This is a genomic window from Saccharothrix syringae (assembly GCF_009498035.1).
GTDB classification, from domain to species: domain Bacteria; phylum Actinomycetota; class Actinomycetes; order Mycobacteriales; family Pseudonocardiaceae; genus Actinosynnema; species Actinosynnema syringae.
Map to the genome: position 1 here is coordinate 8,469,183 of NZ_CP034550.1, position 19,785 is coordinate 8,488,967.

Below are 19,785 nucleotides of genomic sequence, written 5' to 3' on the forward strand. Positions count from 1 at the left end.
TCGCCGCCAACGCCCTCGCATGGGCCGAGCAGGCCCGGGGTGGTGCGCGAACCGCACGGCGCCGCCGCCACCTCGCCGCTCCACGAGGACGACCTCGCGGCGGTGGCGGTGCGCGCGCTCACCGACGACGGGCACGCGGGCCGACCGGCCCCGAGTCGCCGCCCCGGGCCGGGCAGGTGCGCGTGATCGGCGAGGTGATCGGCCACCCGGTCCTCTGGGACGAGGCGCCCGAATCCGAGGCGCGGCAACGGATGCTCGCGCGCGGCCGGCCCGCCGGGGTCGCCGAGGGCGTGCCGCGGGCCCGGGCCGGGCTGGTGGACCACCCCGAACCGGTCACCACCGCCGTGCGGGACATCACCGGGTCGCCGGCCCGGCCGTTCCGCTCGTGGGTCGCCGGGCACGCGGCCGCGTTCCTCCCGCAGCCCACCCGTTGACACCGTCGAGTGATCCAGGCCACCCTCGCCCAAAGGAGCGCGTCTGACCCATTAGAGGGAGCGCAGATGGCCAAGCACGTCGAGTACGAGAAGGTGGGCAGCGACTACCTGGAGCACCGGCAGCTCAAGCGCGGCGCCGCGGGGTGGGTGCTGCTGGCGGGGCTCGGGGTCTCCTACGTCATCTCCGGCGACTTCGCCGGGTGGAACTTCGGGCTGGAGCAGGGCGGCTGGGGCGGCCTGCTGGTGGCGACGGTGCTGATGGGCGCCATGTACACGTGCATGGTGTTCGGCCTGGCCGAGCTGGCCGCCGCGCTGCCCGTGGCGGGCGGCGGGTACGGGTTCGCCCGGCGCGCGCTCGGCCCCCTCGGCGGGTTCGCCACCGGCGTCGCGATCCTCATCGAGTACGCCATGGCGCCCGCGGCCATCGCGGTGTTCATCGGCGGCTACGTGGAGACGCTGGGGCTGTTCGGGCTGACCAACTCGTGGCCCGTGTACCTGGTGTGCTTCATCGTCTTCATCGGCGTCCACCTGTACGGCGTGGGCGAGGCGCTGCGGCTGATGTTCGTCATCACCGGTGTCGCCGTGGTGGCGCTGGCGGTGTTCGTGATCGGCATGGTGCCGTCGTTCGACTCGGCCAAGCTGTTCGACGTGGCCGACGGCGGTTTCCTGCCGTTCGGGGTGGCGGGCGCGCTCGGCGCGCTGGTCTACGCCATCTGGTTCTTCCTCGGCGTGGAGGGCGTCCCGGTGGCGGCGGAGGAGGCGCGCGACCCGAAGCGGGACATGCCGCGCGGCATCATCGGCGCGATGGTGGTGCTGCTGGTGTTCGCGGGCGCCATCCTGGTGCTGGCGCCGGGCGGTGCCGGGTCGGAGGCGCTGAAGGCGTCGGACAACCCGCTGCCCGACGCGGCGCGCGCGGCGTACGGCGACGGCAGCGTGCTGGCGCAGATCGTGAACTACGTCGGCCTGGCCGGGTTGGTGGCGAGCTTCTTCTCGCTGATCTTCGCCTACTCGCGGCAGCTCTTCGCGCTGTCCCGGGCCGGCTACCTGCCCAGGTGGCTGTCGCGCACCAGCAGGCGCAAGACGCCGCACCTCGCACTGGTCGTCCCGGGCGTCCTCGGCTTCCTGCTGGCGGCGATCACCCAGGACGGCGCGCAGCTGATCAACATCGCGGTGTTCGGCGCGGCGCTGTCGTACGTGCTGATGATGGTGTCGCACATCGTGCTGCGCGTCCGCGAGCCCGGGTTGGAGCGCCCGTACCGCACCCCCGGCGGTGTGGTGACGACCGGCATCGCCCTGGTGCTCGCCGTGGCGGCGGTGGTGGCGACGTTCTTCGTGGACGAGCTGGCGGCGGGCATCACCGCGGGCATCGTCGTGGTGGCGCTGGCGTACTTCTGGTTCTACAGCCGCCACCACCTCGTGGCGTCGGCGCCCGAGGAGGAGTTCGCCGCGATCGCCCAGGCCGAACGCGAGCTCAAGGACTGACACCACCGGTCCGGGTGGTTTTCCCCACCACCCGGACCGATTCCCCCGATCGTGGAATCAAGTTCCGCTCCGCCACGGGAATACCTCCTTCACGGTGCCAAAGAGTGAGGAGGAACAAGCAATGACACCCAAGACGGTTGCGGTCGCCACGGCCATCGCTGCACTGTTCGTCACCACCAGCACGGCCACCGCCGCGCCCACGTACGACCAGTCGGTGCTGACGCTGACCAACCAGGAGCGGACCGCGGCCGGGTGTCCGGCACTGTCCTCGAACGACCAGCTGATCGCCGCGGCCAAGCGCCACAACGACGAAATGGCCGCCACGGGCAACTTCAGCCACACCGGCGTGGACGGCAGCACCCCCGCGCAACGGGTCAGCGAAGCGGGCTACCCCTTCCGCACGACGGCCGAGAACATCGCCGCGGGGCAGCGGACGCCGGAGGAGGTGGTGCGCGACTGGATGGCGAGCGAGGGCCACCGGGCCAACATCCTCAACTGCGAGCTGCGCGAGCTGGGGGTGGCCTACGCGGTGGACGCGGGTGGGCGTTCCTACTGGACCCAGGAGTTCGGCGTGCGGCAGTAGCTTTCACTTGCCGTCCCACTGGACCACTTCGCTGCCCTCGCCGAGCAGGTCGGCCCCGACCACCTTGGTCAGCATCCCCTCCACCATGACCCGCAACCCGCGGCGGCCCGCGAACGCGGCCAGGTTGACCGGGCTGCCCTGGGTGAAGCGGATCTCGCGGAGGTTCGGGAGCCGGGCGACCGGTTCCAGGGAGCGGACGTCGCGCGCCGAGCTCAACGTCAGCCTCGACAGCCGACGCAAGGTGGCCAGGGACCGCAGGTCGAACACCATGGTGCCGGTCAGGTCGAGCACCACCAGGTTCTCCAGGGCGGCGACCGGGCCGAGGTCGAGGGTGCCGCAGTCGCGGAGGGCCAGGCGCTCCAGCGTCCCGGCCCACCACCCGATCTCGTCGACGTCCACCAGGTGCAGGCGCTCCAGCCGCAGCTCCACCGGCCCGGCCAGGAACGCCAGCGATTGCAGGCCGTGCAGCTCCGGGACCCTCGTCAGCTTCACCACCCGCAGTCGCCAGCCCCGCGCCAGGACGCGGAGCTCGGCGGGGTCGCAGCCGCCGATCAGGTGCAGGTGCTCCAGAGCCGGCACCCGACGCGGCCCGGGCAGGCCCGTGATCCGCTCGGCGGTGACGCGGAGCGAGCGCAACGAGGTGAACCCGCCGAGGGGCGACAGGTCCAGTCGGCGCGGGTGCACGAGCCGCAGGTGCGTCAACCCGGGTGTCCGCAGGGTGCCCAGGTCGACGTCCTCGCTCATCGTCAGGGTGAGCACCTCGACCTGCGGCGGCACGAAGTCCAGCGGGCCCGGGGGCGCGGGGCAGGAGACCCTGCGCACCCGGTCAGGTGGCGCAGGGCTCGCGCCATCCGGGACTCGGTCACGCTGACCGACCGCACCGGCAGCTCCGCGAGCACAGCGGCGGCGTACGCGTCCGGCTCGAAGTCGCCCCACGCGGCGACCAGTTCCTGCTGCACCTTGTCCCGCTCGTCGCGCCGGTACTTCACGAGCAGCGGCAAAGCGTCGTTCAGGCCGGTCGCGGCGGCGGCCCGGACGGTCGCGGCCACCTCGGCCTCCGTGCGCGGGTCGGCGGAGGCCAGCAGGTCGAGCACGAACGGTCCCGCCGACGCGAACGCCTTGGCCGCCGCCAACCCGCGGGGCGGGAGCAGCCGGGTGGCGCTGGCCTCCACCCGCTCCCGCGTCGCGGGTGCCAGCTCCGGCGTGGTCTCCAGGCAGGCCACGGCCAGCAGGTGCAGCGCGTCACGGTGCTTGCGCACCTCGTCACCCCTGGTCAGCACCTGGTTCAGCAGCTCCTCGCGGCGAGTGCCCGGTGCGTGCCCGGCGGCCATCACGACCACCTCGTGCCACTGGTCCAGGTGGGCGTGGGCCACCAGCGTGCCGATGTCGTCCGCGTCGATCGCCGCCTTGGCCGCCAGGTACTCCTGGAACGTGCGGTGCACGAAGTCGACGCGTCCCTCCACGGGTTCGCGCAGCAACCCGCTGCGCTCCAGCAGGTGCCGGTACACCGCTTCGGCGGACGCCCGCACCTCGGGCATCGAGGTGAGCCGGCGCTCCACCTGCTCGACGGCCCTGCTCACCGGCGCGTCGGTCAGGTCGTTGCGGATGAACCAGTACGCCAGATCGCCCAGGAGCAGGGCCTTGCGCGTCCGGGACAGACCGGCCAGCGCCTCGATGCGCCGCTCCGCGTCCCGACGCTCCAGCAGCATCTGCAGAGCGGTGTCGTACAGCTCCATGCGGTTGTCGGGCAGGTCGCCGCGCCGATCGCGGTGCAGGGCGCACAGCAAGGCGCACAGCAGCGGGTAGCCGGCCAGTTTGCGCAGGTGGTGACGCGCGTTGAGCTGCGCCAGCAGGCGCTCGTGGTGCTCCGCGACCTCCTCGCGGGCCGGCTCGTCGACGAGCCGCGTGCGCATCGCGTCGTGCCAGCGCTCGACGAACACCCGCACGTCGGCCGGCGTCATGGGGCGCAGCGACGCCACCGCGAAACCGTCGGCCGCCAGCCAGTCCGGGTCGACGGCGCTCGGCCGCGAGGTGACCACGTACCGGGCTCCCGGGAAGGCCAGGATCAACGACCGCAGCCACTCCCGGGCCTCCTCGCGGCGATCGGACGCCAGCTCGTCCACGCCGTCCAAGAGGAGCAGCCCCCGCCCGGAGCGCAGTTGCGCCTGCACCCAGCCGGGTGGCATCTCGTCCGCGATGTGCCGGCCGACCTCGTCCAGGAACCGCTCCGGGGCGGGCAGCTCCCGGTCGGCGTAGCGGCGGAGCGGGACCAGGAACGGGATCGTGTCGTTCCACGCGGTGAGCGGGTCGGCGAAGTCGCGCTGGGCACTGCGGACGGCGATCCACTGGAGCAGGGTGGTCTTGCCGAGCCCCGCCTCGCCGCGGATGAAGATCCGCTCCCCGGTGGCCAGCAGGTCCTCCACCCGTCGGCCCGCCGCGGCGTAGCCGTCCCGCGGACCATCGGCGGTGAGGCTGATGTAGGCCACCGACAGCGGGTACCGGCGGGTCGCCTCGGACAGCGTGGCGCCGAACATCTCGACCTGGTCGAGCGTGCCCGCGACCAGTTGCCGGTAGTCGTAGGCGAAGTCGGTCGAGGTGCGCCGCTGGGGCAGGCGGTCCAGCACCTTGCGGACCTCGGTGACGATCTCGGTCTCCCTGCGCAGGATCTCGGTGAGCGCGCTCGGGCCGAAGGCGGGCAGCGCCCGGGACATCTCGATCACGTACCCCGCGCACTCGCGCAGCAGCAGGCCGTACAGCTGGGTGCCGTCGGTGGACAGCCCGGTGGGCGCGTACGGGGCTCGGCTGCGCAGGTGGCGATCCAGCCGGCGGGTGTCGAGGTCCGCGGCGAAGAGGTCGTCGTCGTCGAGTGCGGCCTCCTCGAACGTCTCGCGCACCGCCTCGATCGCGGCCAACCGCTCGTGCTCCGCTAATCGGCGGTACTCGGCGGCCACGATCGGCTGCACCCGCTCGACCACGGCGTCCACGAACTGCTCCTGCACCCGACGCAGCTTGCGCTGGTCGAGCGCGTTGGTCAGGCGTCGTTCCAGCAGGTCGACGCCGGTGCCACTGACCGGCGTGGCGAGCGACTTGTCCCCCAGCCACAGCTTGAGCGCGCTGCGCACCACGGACGCGCCCAACGGGATCAGCGCGGCTTCGACGCCCATGCCCCCATCGTGCCGCACGGGATGTGCCCGGCCGCGAACGCCCTGGCAGGATCGGGGCGTGAGTGACATTCAACGTGTTGGAGTGGTGGGTTCGGGCCTCATGGGCTCCGGCATCGCCGAGGTCTGCGCGCGGGCGGGCCTGGACGTGCTGGTGGCCGAGGTCAACCCGGACGCCGCCGAGGCCGCGCGCGGGCGGATCGCCTCGTCGCTCGGCCGCGGGGTGCGCAGCGGGAAGCTGTCCGCCGAGGACCGGGACGCCGCACTGGAGCGCCTGCGGTTCACCACCGACCTGGGCGACTTCGCCGACCGGAACCTGGTCGTCGAGGCCGTCGCGGAGAACGAGCAGGTCAAGACCGACGTGTTCGCGGCGCTGGACAAGGTCGTCGAGGACCCCCGCGCGATCTTCGCGTCGAACACCTCGTCGATCCCGATCATGAAGCTGGGCATGGCCACCGGGCGGCCCGAGCAGGTCATCGGCGTCCACTTCTTCAACCCGGTGCCGGTGTTGAAGCTGGTCGAGCTGGTGCCCTCGCTGCTGACCGGCGAGCAGACGCGGGCGCGCGCCGAGGCGTTCGTCACCGACGTGCTGCACAAGGAGGTCATCCGCTCGCAGGACCGGGCCGGGTTCGTGGTCAACGCCCTGCTGATCCCCTACCTGCTGTCCGCGATCCGGATGATGGAGTCCGGCTTCGCCAGCGCCGAGGACATCGACAACGGCATGGTGCTCGGCTGCGCGCACCCGATGGGTCCGCTGCGCCTGACCGACCTGATCGGCCTGGACACCACCAAGGCGATCGCCGAGTCGATGTACGAGGAGTTCAAGGAGCCGCTGTACTCGCCGCCGCCGCTGCTGCTGCGCATGGTGGACGCGGGGCTGCTGGGCAAGAAGAGCGGGCGGGGCTTCTACAACTACGCGTCCTGACCCGCGGGGGCCGTCGACCGGGGGTGGTCGGCGGCCCCCGCGCGTGCCGGATACCACACCCCGGCGGCCGAAGTCACGGCCGGTGACCGCGCGGAGAATTAACAGAAGTGTCTTGAATGGTAAACGGCAATACCCGCCGAACATTCGACCGTACACCGGCGAGGGCTGTGGGCAAAATGCCACGATCCGTCATCGAAGATCGTCCGCGCATTGGTGCAAAAGGTTGACGAGGCTCCGGTCAATAGGCCGTTCGGAGTATTCCTGATTACCGTCCCGAGCCGCTTCGGCACTGATCGACAGGACCTGTGAACTGCGCATAGAGTGCCCTACGTCACGCTGCGCCCAACTGGTGGACAAGATTGCTTCGCGTAGCGTAACTTTCGGTTCGCACCCCACAAGGAGACCCCCGCCTTGGAACCTCAGAATACTTCCGTACGCGATTTCACAGGGCGCCAGTTGAGTGCCCTGCTGCATTCTGTGGGCATCACCGAAAACACCACCGACTCCGTTGCGCTGCTCGCCGACGCGCTCGGCCCCGGTGGTCTGCGCCCACTTTCCGCCGAGCCGGTGTGGCGTTCCGACGTGGCCGACGACCACACCCCGGTCGAGTTCTCCACGGCGTTCGCGCCGGACGAACCCCCAGTCGTCCGGATGATCGTCGAACCGACCGCGACCAGCCCTTCCCGCCAGGCCAACACCACCGCCGGGCTCGCCGCGCTCGACCGGATGCGGCGCCGCCGCGGCATCGACACCACCCGCTTCGACGCGGTCCGGGACCTGTTCCTGCCGGCCGACGCGGAACGGGATTTCACCTTCTGGTACTCGCTCGTCTTCCGCGCCGGCGACGCCCCGCTGGTGAAGGTCTACCTCAACCCGGAAGTGCGCGGCGAGGCCGCCGCCGGGGAACTGGTGCGCGAGGCGCTGGACCGGACCGGTTTCGCCGGTGCTTTCCCGGGCCTGTGCGAACACGCGCTCACCCGTCCCGGGTTGGACCGGTTTTCCTTCTTCGCGCTCGACCTGGTCGAACAACGCCGGGCGCGGACGAAGGTGTACATCTCCCACCACGCCGCGGACGGCGCCGATGTGACGCGCGCCGCACGGCTCGCCCAGGGCGTGGATGTGGACAGGGTGCCCGATTTCTGCCTGCTGACCGGCGGCCCCTCGGGAACGTTCGACCGGCGCCCGCTGATTTCCAGCTACACGTTCCTGGACGGCGACGCGCAGGCGCCCAGCGGCTATTCACTCTACGTGCCGATCCGGGACTACGTGACCGACGACGAGGAGGCCCGGCGACGGGTGCTCTCGGTGATGACCAAGTACGGCCTGGACCCCACCCCGTTCGACAACGCCCTGCGCACCGTCGCCCGGCGCCCGCTCGACGAGGGGGTCGGCCTCATCGCGCACGTGTCGCTGCGCATGGGCAGGCCGCGCCCCGGCATCACCGTCTACCTGTCGTCCGAGGCGTACGCCGTCACCGCGCCCCGCTCGGTCAGCCTGGCCGTCTAGGAGTCCGCCATGCCCATCATGGAGCCGTACCGCATCAAGGTCGTGGAACCCATCCCGATCACCACGCGCGCGCACCGCGAGCGGGCGCTGGCCGCCGCCGGGTACAACCCGTTCAACCTCGCCGCCGAGGACGTGACGATCGACCTGCTCAGCGACTCGGGTACCGGTGCCCTGTCGGCCGAACAGCAGTCGGCGGGGCTGCGCGGTGACGAGACCTACGCGGGCGCGCGCTCCTACTACCGGTTCCGCGACGTCGTGAGCGAGCTGACCGGGTACCCGCACGCGTTCCCCGTCCACCAGGGGCGCGCCGCCGAGCGGATCCTGTTCACCGCCCTGCTCAAGCCCGGTCAGCTCAGCGTCAGCAACACCCACTTCGACACCACGCGCGCGAACGTCGAGATCCTGGGCGGCAAGGCCGTCGACCTGCCGTGCCGGGCCGCGAAGGACCTCGACGACGACGCGCCGTTCAAGGGCGACATCGACCTGGACGCCCTGGAGGCCGTGCTGTCCGGGCCCGAGGACGTCGCCCTGGTGCTCATCACCATCACCAACAACGGCGGTGGCGGGCAACCGGTGTCGATGGCCAACATCAAGGCCGCGGGCGAGCTGGCGCGCAGGCACGGCGTGCCGTTCTTCCTCGACGCGGCGCGCTTCGCGGAGAACGCGTGGCTGGTCACCCAGCGGGAGCCGGGGTACGCCGGCCGCACGCCGCGCGAGGTGGCCCGGGAGGCGTTCGACCTGGCCGACGGGTGCGTGGCGAGCCTGAAGAAGGACGCCATCGTCCACATGGGCGGGTTGCTCGCGGTCCGCGACCCGGCGCTGGCCGAGAAGTGCGAGCTGCTGCTGATCGCCACCGAGGGCTTCCGCACGTACGGCGGCCTGGCGGGGCGTGACCTGGAGATGCTCGCCCAGGGCCTGCTGGAGGTCACCGAGCCCGCGTACCTGCGGGCGCGCGCCGAGTCCACGGCCTACCTCGCCGACCTGGCCGCCCAGGCCGGCGTGGACAGCGTCCGGCCGACCGGCGTGCACGCGGTCTACCTCAACGCCGGGCGGCTGCTGACCCACCTGCCGCCCGGCCGGTTCCCGGGCTTCGCGCTGGCCACCGAGCTGTACCTGGCCGGCGGCATCCGGTGCGCCGAGCTGGGGTCGCTCTACCTGGGCGAGCTGGACGAGGCGGGCGAGCTGCTCAAGCCCGCGCCGTACGAGCTGGTCCGCCTGGCGATCCCGCGGCGGGTCTACACGCAGAGCCACCTGGAGTACGTGGCGGAGACGCTGGCCGGGATCGCGAAGGACCCCGGGCGGGTGCCCGGCTACCGGCTGACCCACGCGCCGAAGCTGTTGCGGCACTTCAACTGCCGGCTCGAACCGGCGGTGTGAGGCACCGGCCCGTGGCCCCCGCCGCCCGCGGGGGCCACGGGCGTTTCCGGGCTCGGGTTCCGCCGGCGGGCCCGCCCCGGCACCGGTGAAGACTCCCCCGCCCGCTGAAACCCCCGGCGCTGGAACCCCTGGCACCGCTGAAACCCCCTGGCCCGCGGTTCCCCGCCCCGGGTACCGTCCCGCGCGTCCCGACGCAGGAGGTGCCGCCATGGCCGACCGCACGACCACCCTGTGGCGCCCGACCGGTCCGGCCGAGCTGGAGCTGGTCGCGGCGTCCGGTTGGCGCGCCTGGCCGCCCCGGCTGCCGGAGCAGCCGGTCTTCTACCCGGTGCTGGACGAGGACTACGCGATCAGGATCGCGCGCGACTGGAACGTCGAGCACGACGGCGCGGGCTTCGTCACCCGGTTCGAGGTCGAGACCGACTTCCTGGCCCGCTACCCCGTGCGGCAGGCGGGCGGGCGGACGATCCTGGAGCTGTGGGTCCCCGCCGAAGAGCTCGACGAGTTCAACGACCACATCGTCGGCACCATCGACGTGGTGCACGAGTTCCGCTGAGGGGGGCGCCGCGGGCGGATCGCGGAACGCCCCGCCGTGCCTCAGGCCATCGCGTCGAGCCGGTCCATGGTGTGCTGGATCAGGCTGACCAGCACGGTCTTCGACGACTCGCGGTCGCGCGCGTCGCACAGCAGCAGCGGGATGGCCTCGTCGACGTCCAGCGCGCGCCGGACCTCCTCCACCCCGTAGCGGTGCGCGCCCTCGAAGCAGTTCACCGCGATGATGAACGGGATGCCGCGCCGCTCGAAGAAGTCGATCGACGGGAAGCTGCTGTCCAACCGCCGGGTGTCCACCAGGATCACCGCGCCGATCGCGCCGTAGGCCAGCTCGTCCCACATGAACCAGAAGCGGTTCTGGCCGGGGGTGCCGAACAGGTACAGCACCACCTCGGGGTTGATCGTGATGCGCCCGAAGTCCAGGGCGACCGTGGTGGTCTCCTTGTTCTCCAGGCCGACCACGTCGTCGACCCCGACGCCTGCCTCGGTGAGCAGCTCCTCGGTGTGCAGCGGCGGGATCTCGCTGACCGAGTTGACCAGCGTCGTCTTGCCGGTGCCGAAACCGCCGGCGACGACGATCTTGACTGGGGTGGGGACCAGCAGTTCCCCGCCCGGCCGCTCAGATTCCACGGACACCATCCAGCACTGCCTGCAAAAGGTTCCGGTCCGGCACCACGGGGGCCCGGGAGGGGTCTCTGATCACGACGTCACCGCGCTGGATGAGGTCGCTCAACAACACCTTGACGACCACCAGCGGCACGTCGAGGTAGGCGGCGACCTCCGCCACGGACAGCGGTCGCCGGCACAGCTCCATGATCTCCAGGTGCTCCACCGACAACGAGTCCGGGTCCGACGGCGACGGCATCGCGCGCACCTGCGTGACCAGGTGCAGCTCCGGCCGCAGCGGTCGGGTGCGGCCGCGCACCATCGCGTACGGCCGGACCAGGGGGCCCGCCGCCTCGTCGTACCACCAGTCCTCGCGGCCGTTCATCAGGACGACCTTCGGGCAGCGGGCAGGCTGGCGGCCGCGGTGCCGCGCGGCGCCGACGACAGGTAGGTGCCGACGCGCTTGACCAGCATGTTCATCTCGTAGGCGATCATGCCCATGTCGGAGTCCTCCTCGCCGAGCACGGCCAGGCAGGCGCCGTGGCCCGCCGCGGTGACGAAGAGGTAGGCGTGCTCCATCTCGACGATGGTCTGCCGCACGGCGCCGCCGCCGAAGTGCCGCCCGGTGCCGCGGGCGAGGCTCTGGAAGGCCGACGCCATGGCCGACAGGTGGTCCGAGTCGTCCTTCGACAAACCGGCCGATCGGCCGAGCAGCAGACCGTCCGCCGAGAGGACCACGGCGTGCCGGGCTCCGACCACGCGTCCGACCAGGTCCTCCAACAACCAGTTCAGTTCGTTGTGCTGGCTGGTCATGTCGTTCATCGGTTTGCCTTTCCGGTTTCCAGTCGTCCGGTCACTGCCGCTGGTCAGGGTTCGAGCTCCGGCCCCGGGCTGCGACGGGCGTCGCGTGTGCCCCGCTGGAACGCCGACAGGCCCTTGCGGACCCGCTCGGCGGACTGCTCGGGGTCGACCTCGGCGAGCGGTTCGGGCGAGGGGTGGAAATCGTTGCGCACGAGCTGCGGCGCGAGGTTCTGCTGCCTGCGCCTGCGCGGCAGTTCGGGCCGACCGGCGGCGGTCGACTTCTGGTCGGAGGGGGGCCACTCCTCGGCCCGGGTGCGCTGCGGCAGCTCCAGCTCGCCGCTGAACTCCCCGCCGCGCTGGGCCAGGTCCAGGCCGCCGCTCATTCGCTCGACCTCGGGCTCGGGATCGGGGGCGGGTGCGGCGCCGGCGTTGGCCGCGGCCTCCGCCTGGGCCCAGAACCCCTCCAGGTCTCGGGACGTGTCGGGAAAGGCGGCGTCTCGCACTGGGTCGCCCTGCTCGGGGATGTCGTTGAAGGTGCGGCGCGGCAGCTGCCGCGTCTCGGCCGGTTCGGTGGCCGTGGTGGGGCCCGCGACGATGGCGGACGGGATCAGCACGAGTGCCAGGGTGCCGCCGTAGGGCGACTCCCGCAGCTCGACGTGGATGCCCCGGCGGGCGGCCAACCGGGCGACCACGAACAGGCCCAGGCGGGACTCGCCGCGCAGCCGCATCGCGTCGAACTCCGGCGGGTCGGCCAGCATCGCGTTGTGCTGCTCGCGGTCCTCGGGGTTGATGCCCAGGCCGTGGTCCTCGATCTCCACGACGATGCCCTGCGGCACCTCGCTGGCGTGGACCTGCACCTGGGAGCGGGGCGAGGAGAACGCGGTGGCGTTGTCCACCAGCTCGGCGACCAGGTGGATGGTGTCCGCGACGGCCGCGCCCACCAGCGCGGTGTCCGGCACCGGGTTGACCTTCACCCGGACGTACTGCTCGGTCTCGGCGACCGCGGCGCGCAGCACGTCGAGCAGGCGCACGGGCTTGCGCCACTGCCTGCCCGGCTGCTCGCCCGCCAGGATGATCAGGTTCTCGGCGTTGCGGCGGGCGCGGGTGGCCAGGTGGTCGAGCTGGAACAGCGCGTCGAGCTGCTCGGGGTTCTCCTCCTCGCGCTCCAGCTTGTCCAGGATCTTCAGCTGGCGGTGCACCAGGCCCTGGTTGCGGTGCGCGATGTCGAGGAAGACCCGGTTCACGCCCTCGCGGGCCTGGCTCTCCTTCACCGCCGCGGCGACCGCGGTGTACTGGGCGGCATTGAACGCGTCGGCCACCTGCCCGATCTCGTCGCTGCCGTAGTCCAGCGGCGGGACCTCGACCTCCACGTCGACGTGCTTGCCCTCGCGCAGCCGGTCGACGATGTCGGGCAGCCGCTCGTGGGCCAGGGCCAGCGAGTCCTTCTTCAGCGACGCCAGGCGCGTGATCAGGGCCTTGTTGACCAGGCGGTGCGAGGTGCGGATGGCGATGAGGATGCCGATGATCACCGCGAGCAGCCCGATGAGGCTGCCGACGATCACGGTGCGGAACTTGCTCTCGCCGCGCGACATGGTCACGCCGACCGCGCCCGTGGCCTGCTCGCTGACCAGGGCGGTCAGCTCGGCGGACACCGGGCCGCTGACGTTCTGCCACTCCTGGAGGGTGCCCGCCTCCTCGGGCCGGTCGCCGTTCTGGACCAGCCGGCCCTCGAACTCGACCAGCCGCTTCCACTCGTCGCCCTCGACCATGAACTGGTAGTGCTCGCGCACCTCGGGGCGGACGTGGGGCGTGTTCGAGTCGAACGAGGCGTGGTAGGCGCCGACCAGGCTGGCGAACTCGACGTGCTCCTCGGGCGTGAACTGCCCGGCGGCCAGCGCGCCCGAGGCCAGCGAGGTGGCCCGGGACATCCAGTCGGCGGCCTTGAAGTACTCGGAGGCGGTGATGGCGCCCTTCATCGACTCGGCGTCGGGCACCACGCGCGCCTGGACGCTGAACAGCGCGTCGCCGGCGTCGAGGACGCTGTTGTAGTAGGTGTAGATCTCGGTCTTCGACGCGCGGCCGGCCTCCAGCGCCGAGCGCCGCTGCGGGAGCTGGTCCAGCAGGACGTTGAGCGCGTTGATCCGCTCGACGATCTCCGGCGGCGCCTGCGAGGCCAGGTCGGTGAACGCGGCGCGCATGTCGGTGATCGCGCGGTCGGTGTCCTGCTGCTGGGCGCCGAGGTCGCTGGTGCCGGCCTCCGGCTGGGCCAGCGACGTCATGCTCAGCTCGCGCTCCTTCTGGATCGCGGCGAAGGTCTGGACGGCCGGGATGGAGGCGTCGCGCACGCCCTGGGCGACCGCGCGGAGGTAGAAGCCGTCGAAGACGGTGTAGGAGGAGAACAGGGCCCACATGATGAGCAGGACGATGCTGGGGACGACGACGACACCGGTGAGTCGTGAGCGGATCGTCTTGTAGTTCGTCTCCGTGGTGCTCTTCTGCTTCACAGCACTCCGCAGCCTCGTCCGGTACCAGGTCAGGCGCAGCACTAGGGGCGCTGTCTCCTCGTTCACCCGATCCGGCCACGAAACGGTAACACCGGAAGATCATTATTACGAAGAGACAGCGATCACTTGCGCGACGCGACGATGAGGTTACCCAGTCGAGTGATGCCCCGAACAGGGGGCCGATGTGAACTTCTGAGCACCGGCCCCCGGTCTTTCACACTTCGGGAACGGAAACCGCGTTGTACGTCGTCGTGGGCGTGGGCGGGGTGGTGAAGCGGGCGTTGGGCAGGTACAGCCGGTCACCGAACGAGGCGACCGTGGACGGCACGTCGAACCGCGGGTCGGTGAGCTTGGTCACCAGGGTGCCGGACGAACCGTCCCTGACCAGCCGGAAGACGGCGACGGTGTTGAGCCGGTTCTGCACGACGTACAGGGTGCGGCCCTCGACCAGCAGGCCGTCACCGTTGGTGAGCACCTCCCCGCCGAGGTCCACCACGCGCGTCGCGCCCGTGCGCGGGTCGACCCGGTGCAACTGCCCGGTGTTGCTCTGCACGATCAGCAACGCCCTGCCGTCGGGCGTCTCCGCGATGCCGTTCGCGTTGTTCACGCCGGGGGTCAGCGCGAAGTCGCCGGACAGCGGAATGGCGGTGTGCGCCGCGGGCAGCGCACCGCGGCGGCCGAACGGGATCTCGTAGAGCACCGCCTTGCGCGAGTCGGTGAAGTAGGCGGCGTCATCGGTGATCAGGACATCGTTGACGAACGTGTCGGCGTCTTCCGCGAACCGGTAGGACTTGAGGATTTCTCCCGTTTTCGCGTCGACCACCCTCCCGTCCCCGCCGGCGCCGCCCGCGACGAACAACCTCCCGCGCCGGTCGACCTTCAACCCGACCGACGCGGTGCCCGGGCCCTGGCTGAACACCTCGCCGCGCCCGGTGCGGAGGTCGACCCGGAACAGGTCGCCGTCGGCGCGGGAGCCGAAGTAGGCGACGGGCGCCGAGCCGATCGCGATGCCCTCCGGCAGGAAGCCGTCGGGGAGCGGGAACTCGGTCGGGAACGGGTGTGCCGGCGCTGCGGCGGCGGGCGCGGCGGTGACGAGGGAGACCCCCACCACCACGGCGGCCAGCGCACCGAGGGTGCGAGACATGACCACTCCTTGGGTTCGGATGCGTCGCGCGAGTGTTCCGCGACCGGCGGGGCGGGGAGAAGGGTCCTCAGGGAACCGACAGGAAGGGCCACGTGGTGGTTCCTGCCCGAACAGCACGTGGTGCGTAGGTTAGGGGTGGTCGTTCGATAACGAAAAGGTAACGACAAGGTCGCGGTGTCGAGACGGTACGTATGCCCCTGTGTCCACCGCCCACCGGCGGTCGGGGTTTGTTCGCAGCACATGCGCGTACCTACGACGAGGTGACACATCCATGACGCGAAACCAGGGGCGGCACCGCTTCTCCCGGCGCACCAAGCTGACCGCGGGCGTGACCGGGTTGGCGCTCACGATCGGCCTGGCCGTCGCGATTAGCACCGCAGGCGACCAGGGCACCGCCCAGGCCGACGGTGCCGACATCTCCCTGTTCGTCGACATCACCACGCAGCAGCGCAACGTCAACGCGCCCCGTCCCCGGCGTGGCGCGAGCACGGGCACGTTCACCGTCGACTGCGGCCGCAACGAGAGTGGTCACTTCAACCCCGACAACTTCATCGCCCAGCCCGGCGTGCGCAACGGCGCGCAGCACCTGCACGACTACGTGGGCAACGTCTCGACCGACGCCGACTCGACCAACGAGAGCCTGGCCGCGGCCGACACGACCTGCAAGAACGGCGACAAGTCCGCCTACTTCTGGCCCGTGGTGCGCATCGACCGCGAGGACGAGGACGAGGAGCCCGGCAAGCCCGACGCCGCCGAGGTCGAGTGCCCGGACGTGCGCCGCAAGCTGCGCAACATCCCGCAGCGCGCCCGCGCCGAGGTCGACCGCCAGCTCAAGGCGCTCAAGGACCAGATCGCCGAGGCGAACGCGCGGCTCAAGGGCGCGGCCGACGTCGACGACCCGAACTTCGTCAACAACAGCGTGCTGCGGCCGCTGCGGGACAAGCGGACCGCGACGATCGACCGCATCGCCGAGGCCATCGACCGGTTCGGCCAGCGCCCCCGCGGCCTGCGCCGCCTCGCGCCGTGCACGGTGAAGGACGGTGACGCCAACGACGCGCAGGTCGCCGAGGCCGCCAAGGAGGCCGAGCCCGACGCGCCGGAGAACGGCGACGGCAAGAGCGCCAGCGACGAGAACGAGTTGCCCGGCAACGAGGGCGAGATCCAGCGGCCGGAGGTCGTCGACCTCACCTTCCGCGGCAGCCCGGTCGGCAAGGTCGAGGCGATGCCGCAGTTCCTGCGCGTGTTGTACGGCGACGCGAAGGTCTCCACCAACGGCCCGAAGAACGCGCGCAACTCGTGGACCTGCACCGGGTTCGAGGACAAGGTGCTGATGAACAAGTACCCGATCTGCCCGCAGGGCAGCAAGGTCAAGCGCGTCCACGACTTCCCGAGCTGCTGGGACGGCCAGAACACCGACAGCGCCAACCACCGCGACCACATCGTGTACACCAACGAGCGGGGCGAGTGCCCGGCCGGGTTCAAGGCGGTGCCACAGCTGCGGATCAGCCTGACCTACAACATCCCCTGGGACGTGCAGGTGGCCGGCCAGTACCTGGTCGACGCGTTCCCGCAGGAGGAGCACAACCCGTTCTCCGACCACGACGACTTCGCCAACGTGATGTCGCCGGAGATCATGGACCGCCTGGTGCAGTGCGTGAACACCGGCCGCCGCTGCAAGGAGTGACCCGCGGCTGAACGCGACCTTCCCGACCCGCGCGGCGGCGGGTCGGGGAAGGTCGCGTTCAACGGGGACCACCGAGGCTGTTGAACCACCGGGCACCCGCACCCCTAGGACCTTCGAGGCCGTCGGTGGCCCGAGCCGCCCACTCCGAACCCGCCAGCCCCCAGCCCGGCCCAACCCAGTCCGCCACACCCAGCCCGCCACACCCAGCCCGCCACACCCAGCCCGCCACACCCAGCCCGGCCCAACCCAGCCCGGCCCAACCCAGCCCGGCCCAACCCAGCCCGGCCCAACCCAGTCCGCCCCAACCCAGTCCGCCCCAACCCAGCCGCCGACCCCGTGCCGCTGCCCCCGTGCCGCCCACTCCAAGGCCGCCGGGCGGCCCGGCCCGCTCACTCCCCGGTCTGCAGGGCCAGGTAGAGGTCGACGCGCTCGGTGAAGTTCGACAGGTCCGCCCCCAGCAGCTCCTCCACCCGGCTCACCCGGTAGCGCAAGGTGTTCACGTGGACGTGCAGCCGGGCGGCGGCCGCGGTCCAGGAGCCCGAGCAGTCCAGGAAGACCCGCAGGGTGCCGATCAGGTCGGAGCCGTGCGCGGCGTCGTAGTCCAGCACGGGGCCCAGCAGCCGGCGGCGCAGCGAACCCCGCAACCCCTCCGGCACGCCGGCCAGCAGCAGTTGGTGCAGCGCGATCTCCTCCCCCGCCACCACGCAGGTCCGCCCGGGGCGCCGCTCGCCCAACCGCCGGGCGTGGGACGCCTCCTCCGCCGCGCCGCGCAGGCCCGGGTGCGCCACCGGCGAGGAGATGCCGACCAGCACCCGCGCGGGGCCCAGGCCCGGTTCCGCCGTCCGCAGGGCCGACCGCACCTGCTCGGTCCACGCCCCGGCCGGCGCCAGGGCGTACACCTCGTCCCCGACGACCGCCACCAGCGACCTCGGCACGACCGCGGCCAGCACCTCCTCCAGCAGCGCCGCGACCCGTTCGACGCGACCACCCGACGCCGAGGCCGCCACCACCCGCAGCGGCGCACCCGGGTCCCAGCCGACGGCCGCGATGCGGGCCTCCAGGTCACCGCCGGCCAGCACCTGGCGCAGCAGGGGACCCGCGGCGCGGTTCTCGATCTCCCGCCCCTGCACCACCCGCGCCCGCTCGACCCCGACCAGGCTGGCCAGTTCGGCGGCCACCTCGTCGTGCGCGCGGTCACCGGACACCACCAGGACCCACGCGCCCAACCGCCCGCCGCCGCGCGCGGCCACCGGCAGCAGCGTCATGCCGCGCACCACCTTCGGCAGCCGGTCGGCCACCAGGAACTCGCGCACCAGCGCGGCGGCACCCGGCAGGTCCGGGCCCGCCACCACGTGCCCGGTGCACGACAGCACCCAGCACCCCGCGCCCAGCTCCGCGGTCCCGGCCCCGATGAGCTCCGCCAACCCGCCGCCCTCGGCGACCACGGTCAGCAGCCGCCGGTGCCTGCCCAGCTGCGCGCCCGCGTCACCGACCCGCTCGGCCGCGAGCTCCAGCACCACCCGCTCGGTGATGGTCGCGAACGACAGGTCGACCGGCACCTCCAGCAACGGCACCCCGTGCCGTTCACACGCCTCCACCAGCGCCGCCGGCAGTTCACCCGCATCCGGCGGACTGGCCGCCAACGCGGCGACGCCGGAGTTCGCCAAAGAAGAAACAAATATTTCACAATCATCCGCGGTGTGGTGCCACAAGAGTCCGGACAGCACCAGCTCACCGCCGGACAGGTACCGGGTCGGATCGGGCAGTTCGGTGCCGTAAAGCCTGGTCACCGGCCTGTCGAGCAGTTCGGCGCCGACGATCGGGCGCAGTCGCAGCTCGGGCATGCCGAGCAGGGTCCGGACTCGCACGCGCCCCTCCTCACCTCGACCTCACCTCGACTGAATCGAATCGTCACACCGCGGTGGTACTCACGATTCGCCTTCGCCCGATGGTGTTTGTAGGAAAGCACAAATCCATTCGCTGTAGGAACCTGTGATTCGGAGCCCGCCGCCGTAGCCGATCACCCGCGCCGATCGGTGTACTGACCCACGCACCGGAGCACCCACCCGCCGAGCAGCCCCCACCCCGACAGCCCCTACCCCAACAGCCCCCACCCCGAGCAGTCGAACAACCGAGCCGCCGAGGTAGCCGATGGACTTCCTTCGCCCAGCCACCCTCGCCGAGGCGCTGAGCATCAAGGCGCAGCGGCCGGAGGCCGTGCCGATCGCGGGCGGCACGGACGTCATGGTCGAGCTGAACTTCGACCACCGCCGCCCCGCCGCGCTGCTCGACCTGACCCGCATCGCCGAGCTGCGCGAGTGGGAGGCGGTCGACGGTTCGGTGCGCCTGGGCGCCAACGTGCCCTACGCGCGCGTCATCGACGAGCTGGGCGACCGCCTGCCCGGCCTGGCCATGGCCTCCCGCACGGTCGGCTCGCCGCAGATCCGCAACCGGGGCACGGTCGGCGGCAACCTCGGCGCGGCCTCCCCCGCCGGCGACACCCACCCGGTGCTGCTGGCCGCCGGCGCGACCGTGGAGGCCGCCTCGGCGCGCGGCACCCGGCTGATCCCGGCCACCGAGTTCTACCTGGGGGTCAAGCGCAACGCGCTGGCACCCGACGAGCTGATCACCGCCGTCCACGTGCCCGCCACCGGGGCGCCGCAGCAGTTCGCCAAGGTCGGCACCCGCAACGCCATGGTCATCGCGGTGTGCTCGTTCGCGCTGGCCCTGCACCCGGCGCGGCAGCGGGTCGGCGCGGCCGTCGGCTCGGCCGCGCCCACGCCGCGCCGCGCGTCGGCCGCCGAGGATTTCCTGTCCGGCGAGCTGACCGCCACCGGCCGGTGGGACTCCCCCGAACCGCTGCCCGATCCGGTGGTGCGGCGGTTCGGCGAACTGGTTGCCGAGGCCGCGAGCCCCATCGACGACGTGCGCGGCTCGGCCGCGTACCGCAAGCACGCCCTGTCCGTGCTGGCCCGCCGCGCCCTCGGCTGGGCCTGGCGGGACTACTCCGGGAAGGTGGCCTGACC

Annotated in this window: 18 protein-coding genes; 10 read left to right on the forward strand and 8 right to left on the reverse strand. The window is 71.8% G+C overall.

Annotated elements, in window-relative coordinates:
• Window positions 1-39: 39 nt before the first annotated feature.
• The 4 genes from EKG83_RS35120 to EKG83_RS35135 all read left to right on the forward strand — a co-directional run bounded on the left by EKG83_RS35120 (window position 40) and on the right by EKG83_RS35135 (window position 2,499).
• A complete protein-coding gene (locus tag EKG83_RS35120) occupies window positions 40-186 on the forward strand; it encodes a hypothetical protein (protein WP_153278657.1) in 147 nt (48 codons plus the stop codon).
• Window positions 183-434: a Rossmann-fold NAD(P)-binding domain-containing protein gene (locus EKG83_RS35125; protein ID WP_153278658.1), complete on the forward strand. Its 252-nt coding sequence runs from the start codon at window positions 183-185 to the stop codon at window positions 432-434. The genes EKG83_RS35120 and EKG83_RS35125 overlap by 4 nt, the downstream gene beginning before the upstream one ends.
• A gap of 66 nt (window positions 435-500) precedes the next feature.
• The gene (gene eat / locus EKG83_RS35130) at window positions 501-1,916 is read left to right on the forward strand and encodes an ethanolamine permease (RefSeq protein WP_033431909.1); all 1,416 of its coding nucleotides are present in this window, start codon (window positions 501-503) and stop codon (window positions 1,914-1,916) included.
• 121 nt (window positions 1,917-2,037) lie between these two features.
• A complete protein-coding gene (locus EKG83_RS35135; protein ID WP_033431910.1) occupies window positions 2,038-2,499 on the forward strand; it encodes a CAP domain-containing protein in 462 nt (153 codons plus the stop codon).
• A gap of 3 nt (window positions 2,500-2,502) precedes the next feature.
• Here EKG83_RS35135 and EKG83_RS35140 read toward each other — a convergent pair whose 3' ends face one another.
• Both EKG83_RS35140 and EKG83_RS35145 read right to left on the reverse strand, forming a co-directional pair.
• Window positions 2,503-3,321: a leucine-rich repeat domain-containing protein gene (locus tag EKG83_RS35140; protein WP_033431911.1), complete on the reverse strand. Its 819-nt coding sequence runs from the start codon at window positions 3,319-3,321 to the stop codon at window positions 2,503-2,505.
• Window positions 3,246-5,663, reverse strand: coding sequence for an NACHT domain-containing protein (locus EKG83_RS35145; RefSeq protein ID WP_051766143.1), 2,418 nt, complete (start codon window positions 5,661-5,663; stop codon window positions 3,246-3,248). The genes EKG83_RS35140 and EKG83_RS35145 overlap by 76 nt, the downstream gene beginning before the upstream one ends.
• A 58-nt stretch (window positions 5,664-5,721) precedes the next feature.
• Between EKG83_RS35145 and EKG83_RS35150 the strand changes: the two genes are divergently transcribed.
• From EKG83_RS35150 to EKG83_RS35165, 4 genes are all read left to right on the forward strand, one after another.
• The gene (locus tag EKG83_RS35150) at window positions 5,722-6,585 is read left to right on the forward strand and encodes a 3-hydroxybutyryl-CoA dehydrogenase (protein WP_051766145.1); all 864 of its coding nucleotides are present in this window, start codon (window positions 5,722-5,724) and stop codon (window positions 6,583-6,585) included.
• A 456-nt stretch (window positions 6,586-7,041) separates the two neighbouring features.
• Window positions 7,042-8,091 (forward strand): tryptophan dimethylallyltransferase family protein, encoded by a 1,050-nt coding sequence (locus EKG83_RS35155; protein ID WP_063741357.1) that lies wholly within the window; start codon window positions 7,042-7,044, stop codon window positions 8,089-8,091.
• A 9-nt stretch (window positions 8,092-8,100) separates the two neighbouring features.
• The gene (locus tag EKG83_RS35160) at window positions 8,101-9,468 is read left to right on the forward strand and encodes a tryptophanase (RefSeq protein ID WP_033431914.1); all 1,368 of its coding nucleotides are present in this window, start codon (window positions 8,101-8,103) and stop codon (window positions 9,466-9,468) included.
• Between the two features lie 208 nt (window positions 9,469-9,676).
• On the forward strand, window positions 9,677-10,024 hold the full coding sequence (locus EKG83_RS35165; protein WP_033431915.1) for a hypothetical protein: 348 nt from the start codon (window positions 9,677-9,679) through the stop codon (window positions 10,022-10,024).
• 41 nt (window positions 10,025-10,065) lie between these two features.
• Here EKG83_RS35165 and EKG83_RS35170 read toward each other — a convergent pair whose 3' ends face one another.
• The 5 genes from EKG83_RS35170 to EKG83_RS35190 form a co-directional block, all read right to left on the reverse strand.
• Window positions 10,066-10,659 carry a GTP-binding protein gene (locus tag EKG83_RS35170; protein ID WP_033431916.1) on the reverse strand — a complete coding sequence of 198 codons (594 nt, stop codon included), beginning with the start codon at window positions 10,657-10,659 and terminating at the stop codon, window positions 10,066-10,068.
• Window positions 10,640-11,011, reverse strand: coding sequence for a DUF742 domain-containing protein (locus tag EKG83_RS35175; RefSeq protein WP_033431917.1), 372 nt, complete (start codon window positions 11,009-11,011; stop codon window positions 10,640-10,642). The genes EKG83_RS35170 and EKG83_RS35175 overlap by 20 nt, the downstream gene beginning before the upstream one ends.
• Complete coding sequence (locus tag EKG83_RS35180) at window positions 11,011-11,448, reverse strand: roadblock/LC7 domain-containing protein (protein WP_033431918.1); 438 nt, start codon at window positions 11,446-11,448, stop codon at window positions 11,011-11,013. The genes EKG83_RS35175 and EKG83_RS35180 overlap by 1 nt, the downstream gene beginning before the upstream one ends.
• Before the next feature lie 44 nt (window positions 11,449-11,492).
• Window positions 11,493-13,931: a sensor histidine kinase gene (locus EKG83_RS35185; RefSeq protein WP_033431919.1), complete on the reverse strand. Its 2,439-nt coding sequence runs from the start codon at window positions 13,929-13,931 to the stop codon at window positions 11,493-11,495.
• A gap of 214 nt (window positions 13,932-14,145) precedes the next feature.
• Window positions 14,146-15,075: an SMP-30/gluconolactonase/LRE family protein gene (locus tag EKG83_RS35190; protein ID WP_033431920.1), complete on the reverse strand. Its 930-nt coding sequence runs from the start codon at window positions 15,073-15,075 to the stop codon at window positions 14,146-14,148.
• Window positions 15,076-15,346: 271 nt separating this feature from the next.
• Between EKG83_RS35190 and EKG83_RS35195 the strand changes: the two genes are divergently transcribed.
• A complete protein-coding gene (locus EKG83_RS35195) occupies window positions 15,347-16,759 on the forward strand; it encodes a DUF1996 domain-containing protein (RefSeq protein WP_033431921.1) in 1,413 nt (470 codons plus the stop codon).
• 389 nt (window positions 16,760-17,148) lie between these two features.
• On the opposite strand, the gene EKG83_RS35200 is transcribed toward EKG83_RS35195, so the two are convergent.
• Window positions 17,149-18,603, reverse strand: coding sequence for a PucR family transcriptional regulator (locus tag EKG83_RS35200; protein WP_033431962.1), 1,455 nt, complete (start codon window positions 18,601-18,603; stop codon window positions 17,149-17,151).
• A gap of 307 nt (window positions 18,604-18,910) precedes the next feature.
• Between EKG83_RS35200 and EKG83_RS35205 the strand changes: the two genes are divergently transcribed.
• Window positions 18,911-19,783 (forward strand): FAD binding domain-containing protein, encoded by an 873-nt coding sequence (locus EKG83_RS35205; RefSeq protein ID WP_033431922.1) that lies wholly within the window; start codon window positions 18,911-18,913, stop codon window positions 19,781-19,783.
• Window positions 19,784-19,785 lie beyond the last annotated feature (2 nt).

Coding starts and splice junctions, on each gene's coding strand:
- EKG83_RS35145 (WP_051766143.1), bottom strand. CDS start 5,663: ATGGGCGTCGAAGCCGCGCTGATCCCGTTGGGCGCGTCCGTGGTGCGC.
- EKG83_RS35195 (WP_033431921.1), top strand. CDS start 15,347: ATGACGCGAAACCAGGGGCGGCACCGCTTCTCCCGGCGCACCAAGCTG.
- EKG83_RS35170 (WP_033431916.1), bottom strand. CDS start 10,659: ATGGTGTCCGTGGAATCTGAGCGGCCGGGCGGGGAACTGCTGGTCCCC.
- EKG83_RS35135 (WP_033431910.1), top strand. CDS start 2,038: ATGACACCCAAGACGGTTGCGGTCGCCACGGCCATCGCTGCACTGTTC.
- EKG83_RS35190 (WP_033431920.1), bottom strand. CDS start 15,075: ATGTCTCGCACCCTCGGTGCGCTGGCCGCCGTGGTGGTGGGGGTCTCC.
- EKG83_RS35200 (WP_033431962.1), bottom strand. CDS start 18,603: ATGCCCGAGCTGCGACTGCGCCCGATCGTCGGCGCCGAACTGCTCGAC.
- EKG83_RS35205 (WP_033431922.1), top strand. CDS start 18,911: ATGGACTTCCTTCGCCCAGCCACCCTCGCCGAGGCGCTGAGCATCAAG.
- EKG83_RS35180 (WP_033431918.1), bottom strand. CDS start 11,448: ATGAACGACATGACCAGCCAGCACAACGAACTGAACTGGTTGTTGGAG.
- EKG83_RS35165 (WP_033431915.1), top strand. CDS start 9,677: ATGGCCGACCGCACGACCACCCTGTGGCGCCCGACCGGTCCGGCCGAG.
- EKG83_RS35160 (WP_033431914.1), top strand. CDS start 8,101: ATGCCCATCATGGAGCCGTACCGCATCAAGGTCGTGGAACCCATCCCG.
- EKG83_RS35175 (WP_033431917.1), bottom strand. CDS start 11,011: ATGAACGGCCGCGAGGACTGGTGGTACGACGAGGCGGCGGGCCCCCTG.
- eat (WP_033431909.1), top strand. CDS start 501: ATGGCCAAGCACGTCGAGTACGAGAAGGTGGGCAGCGACTACCTGGAG.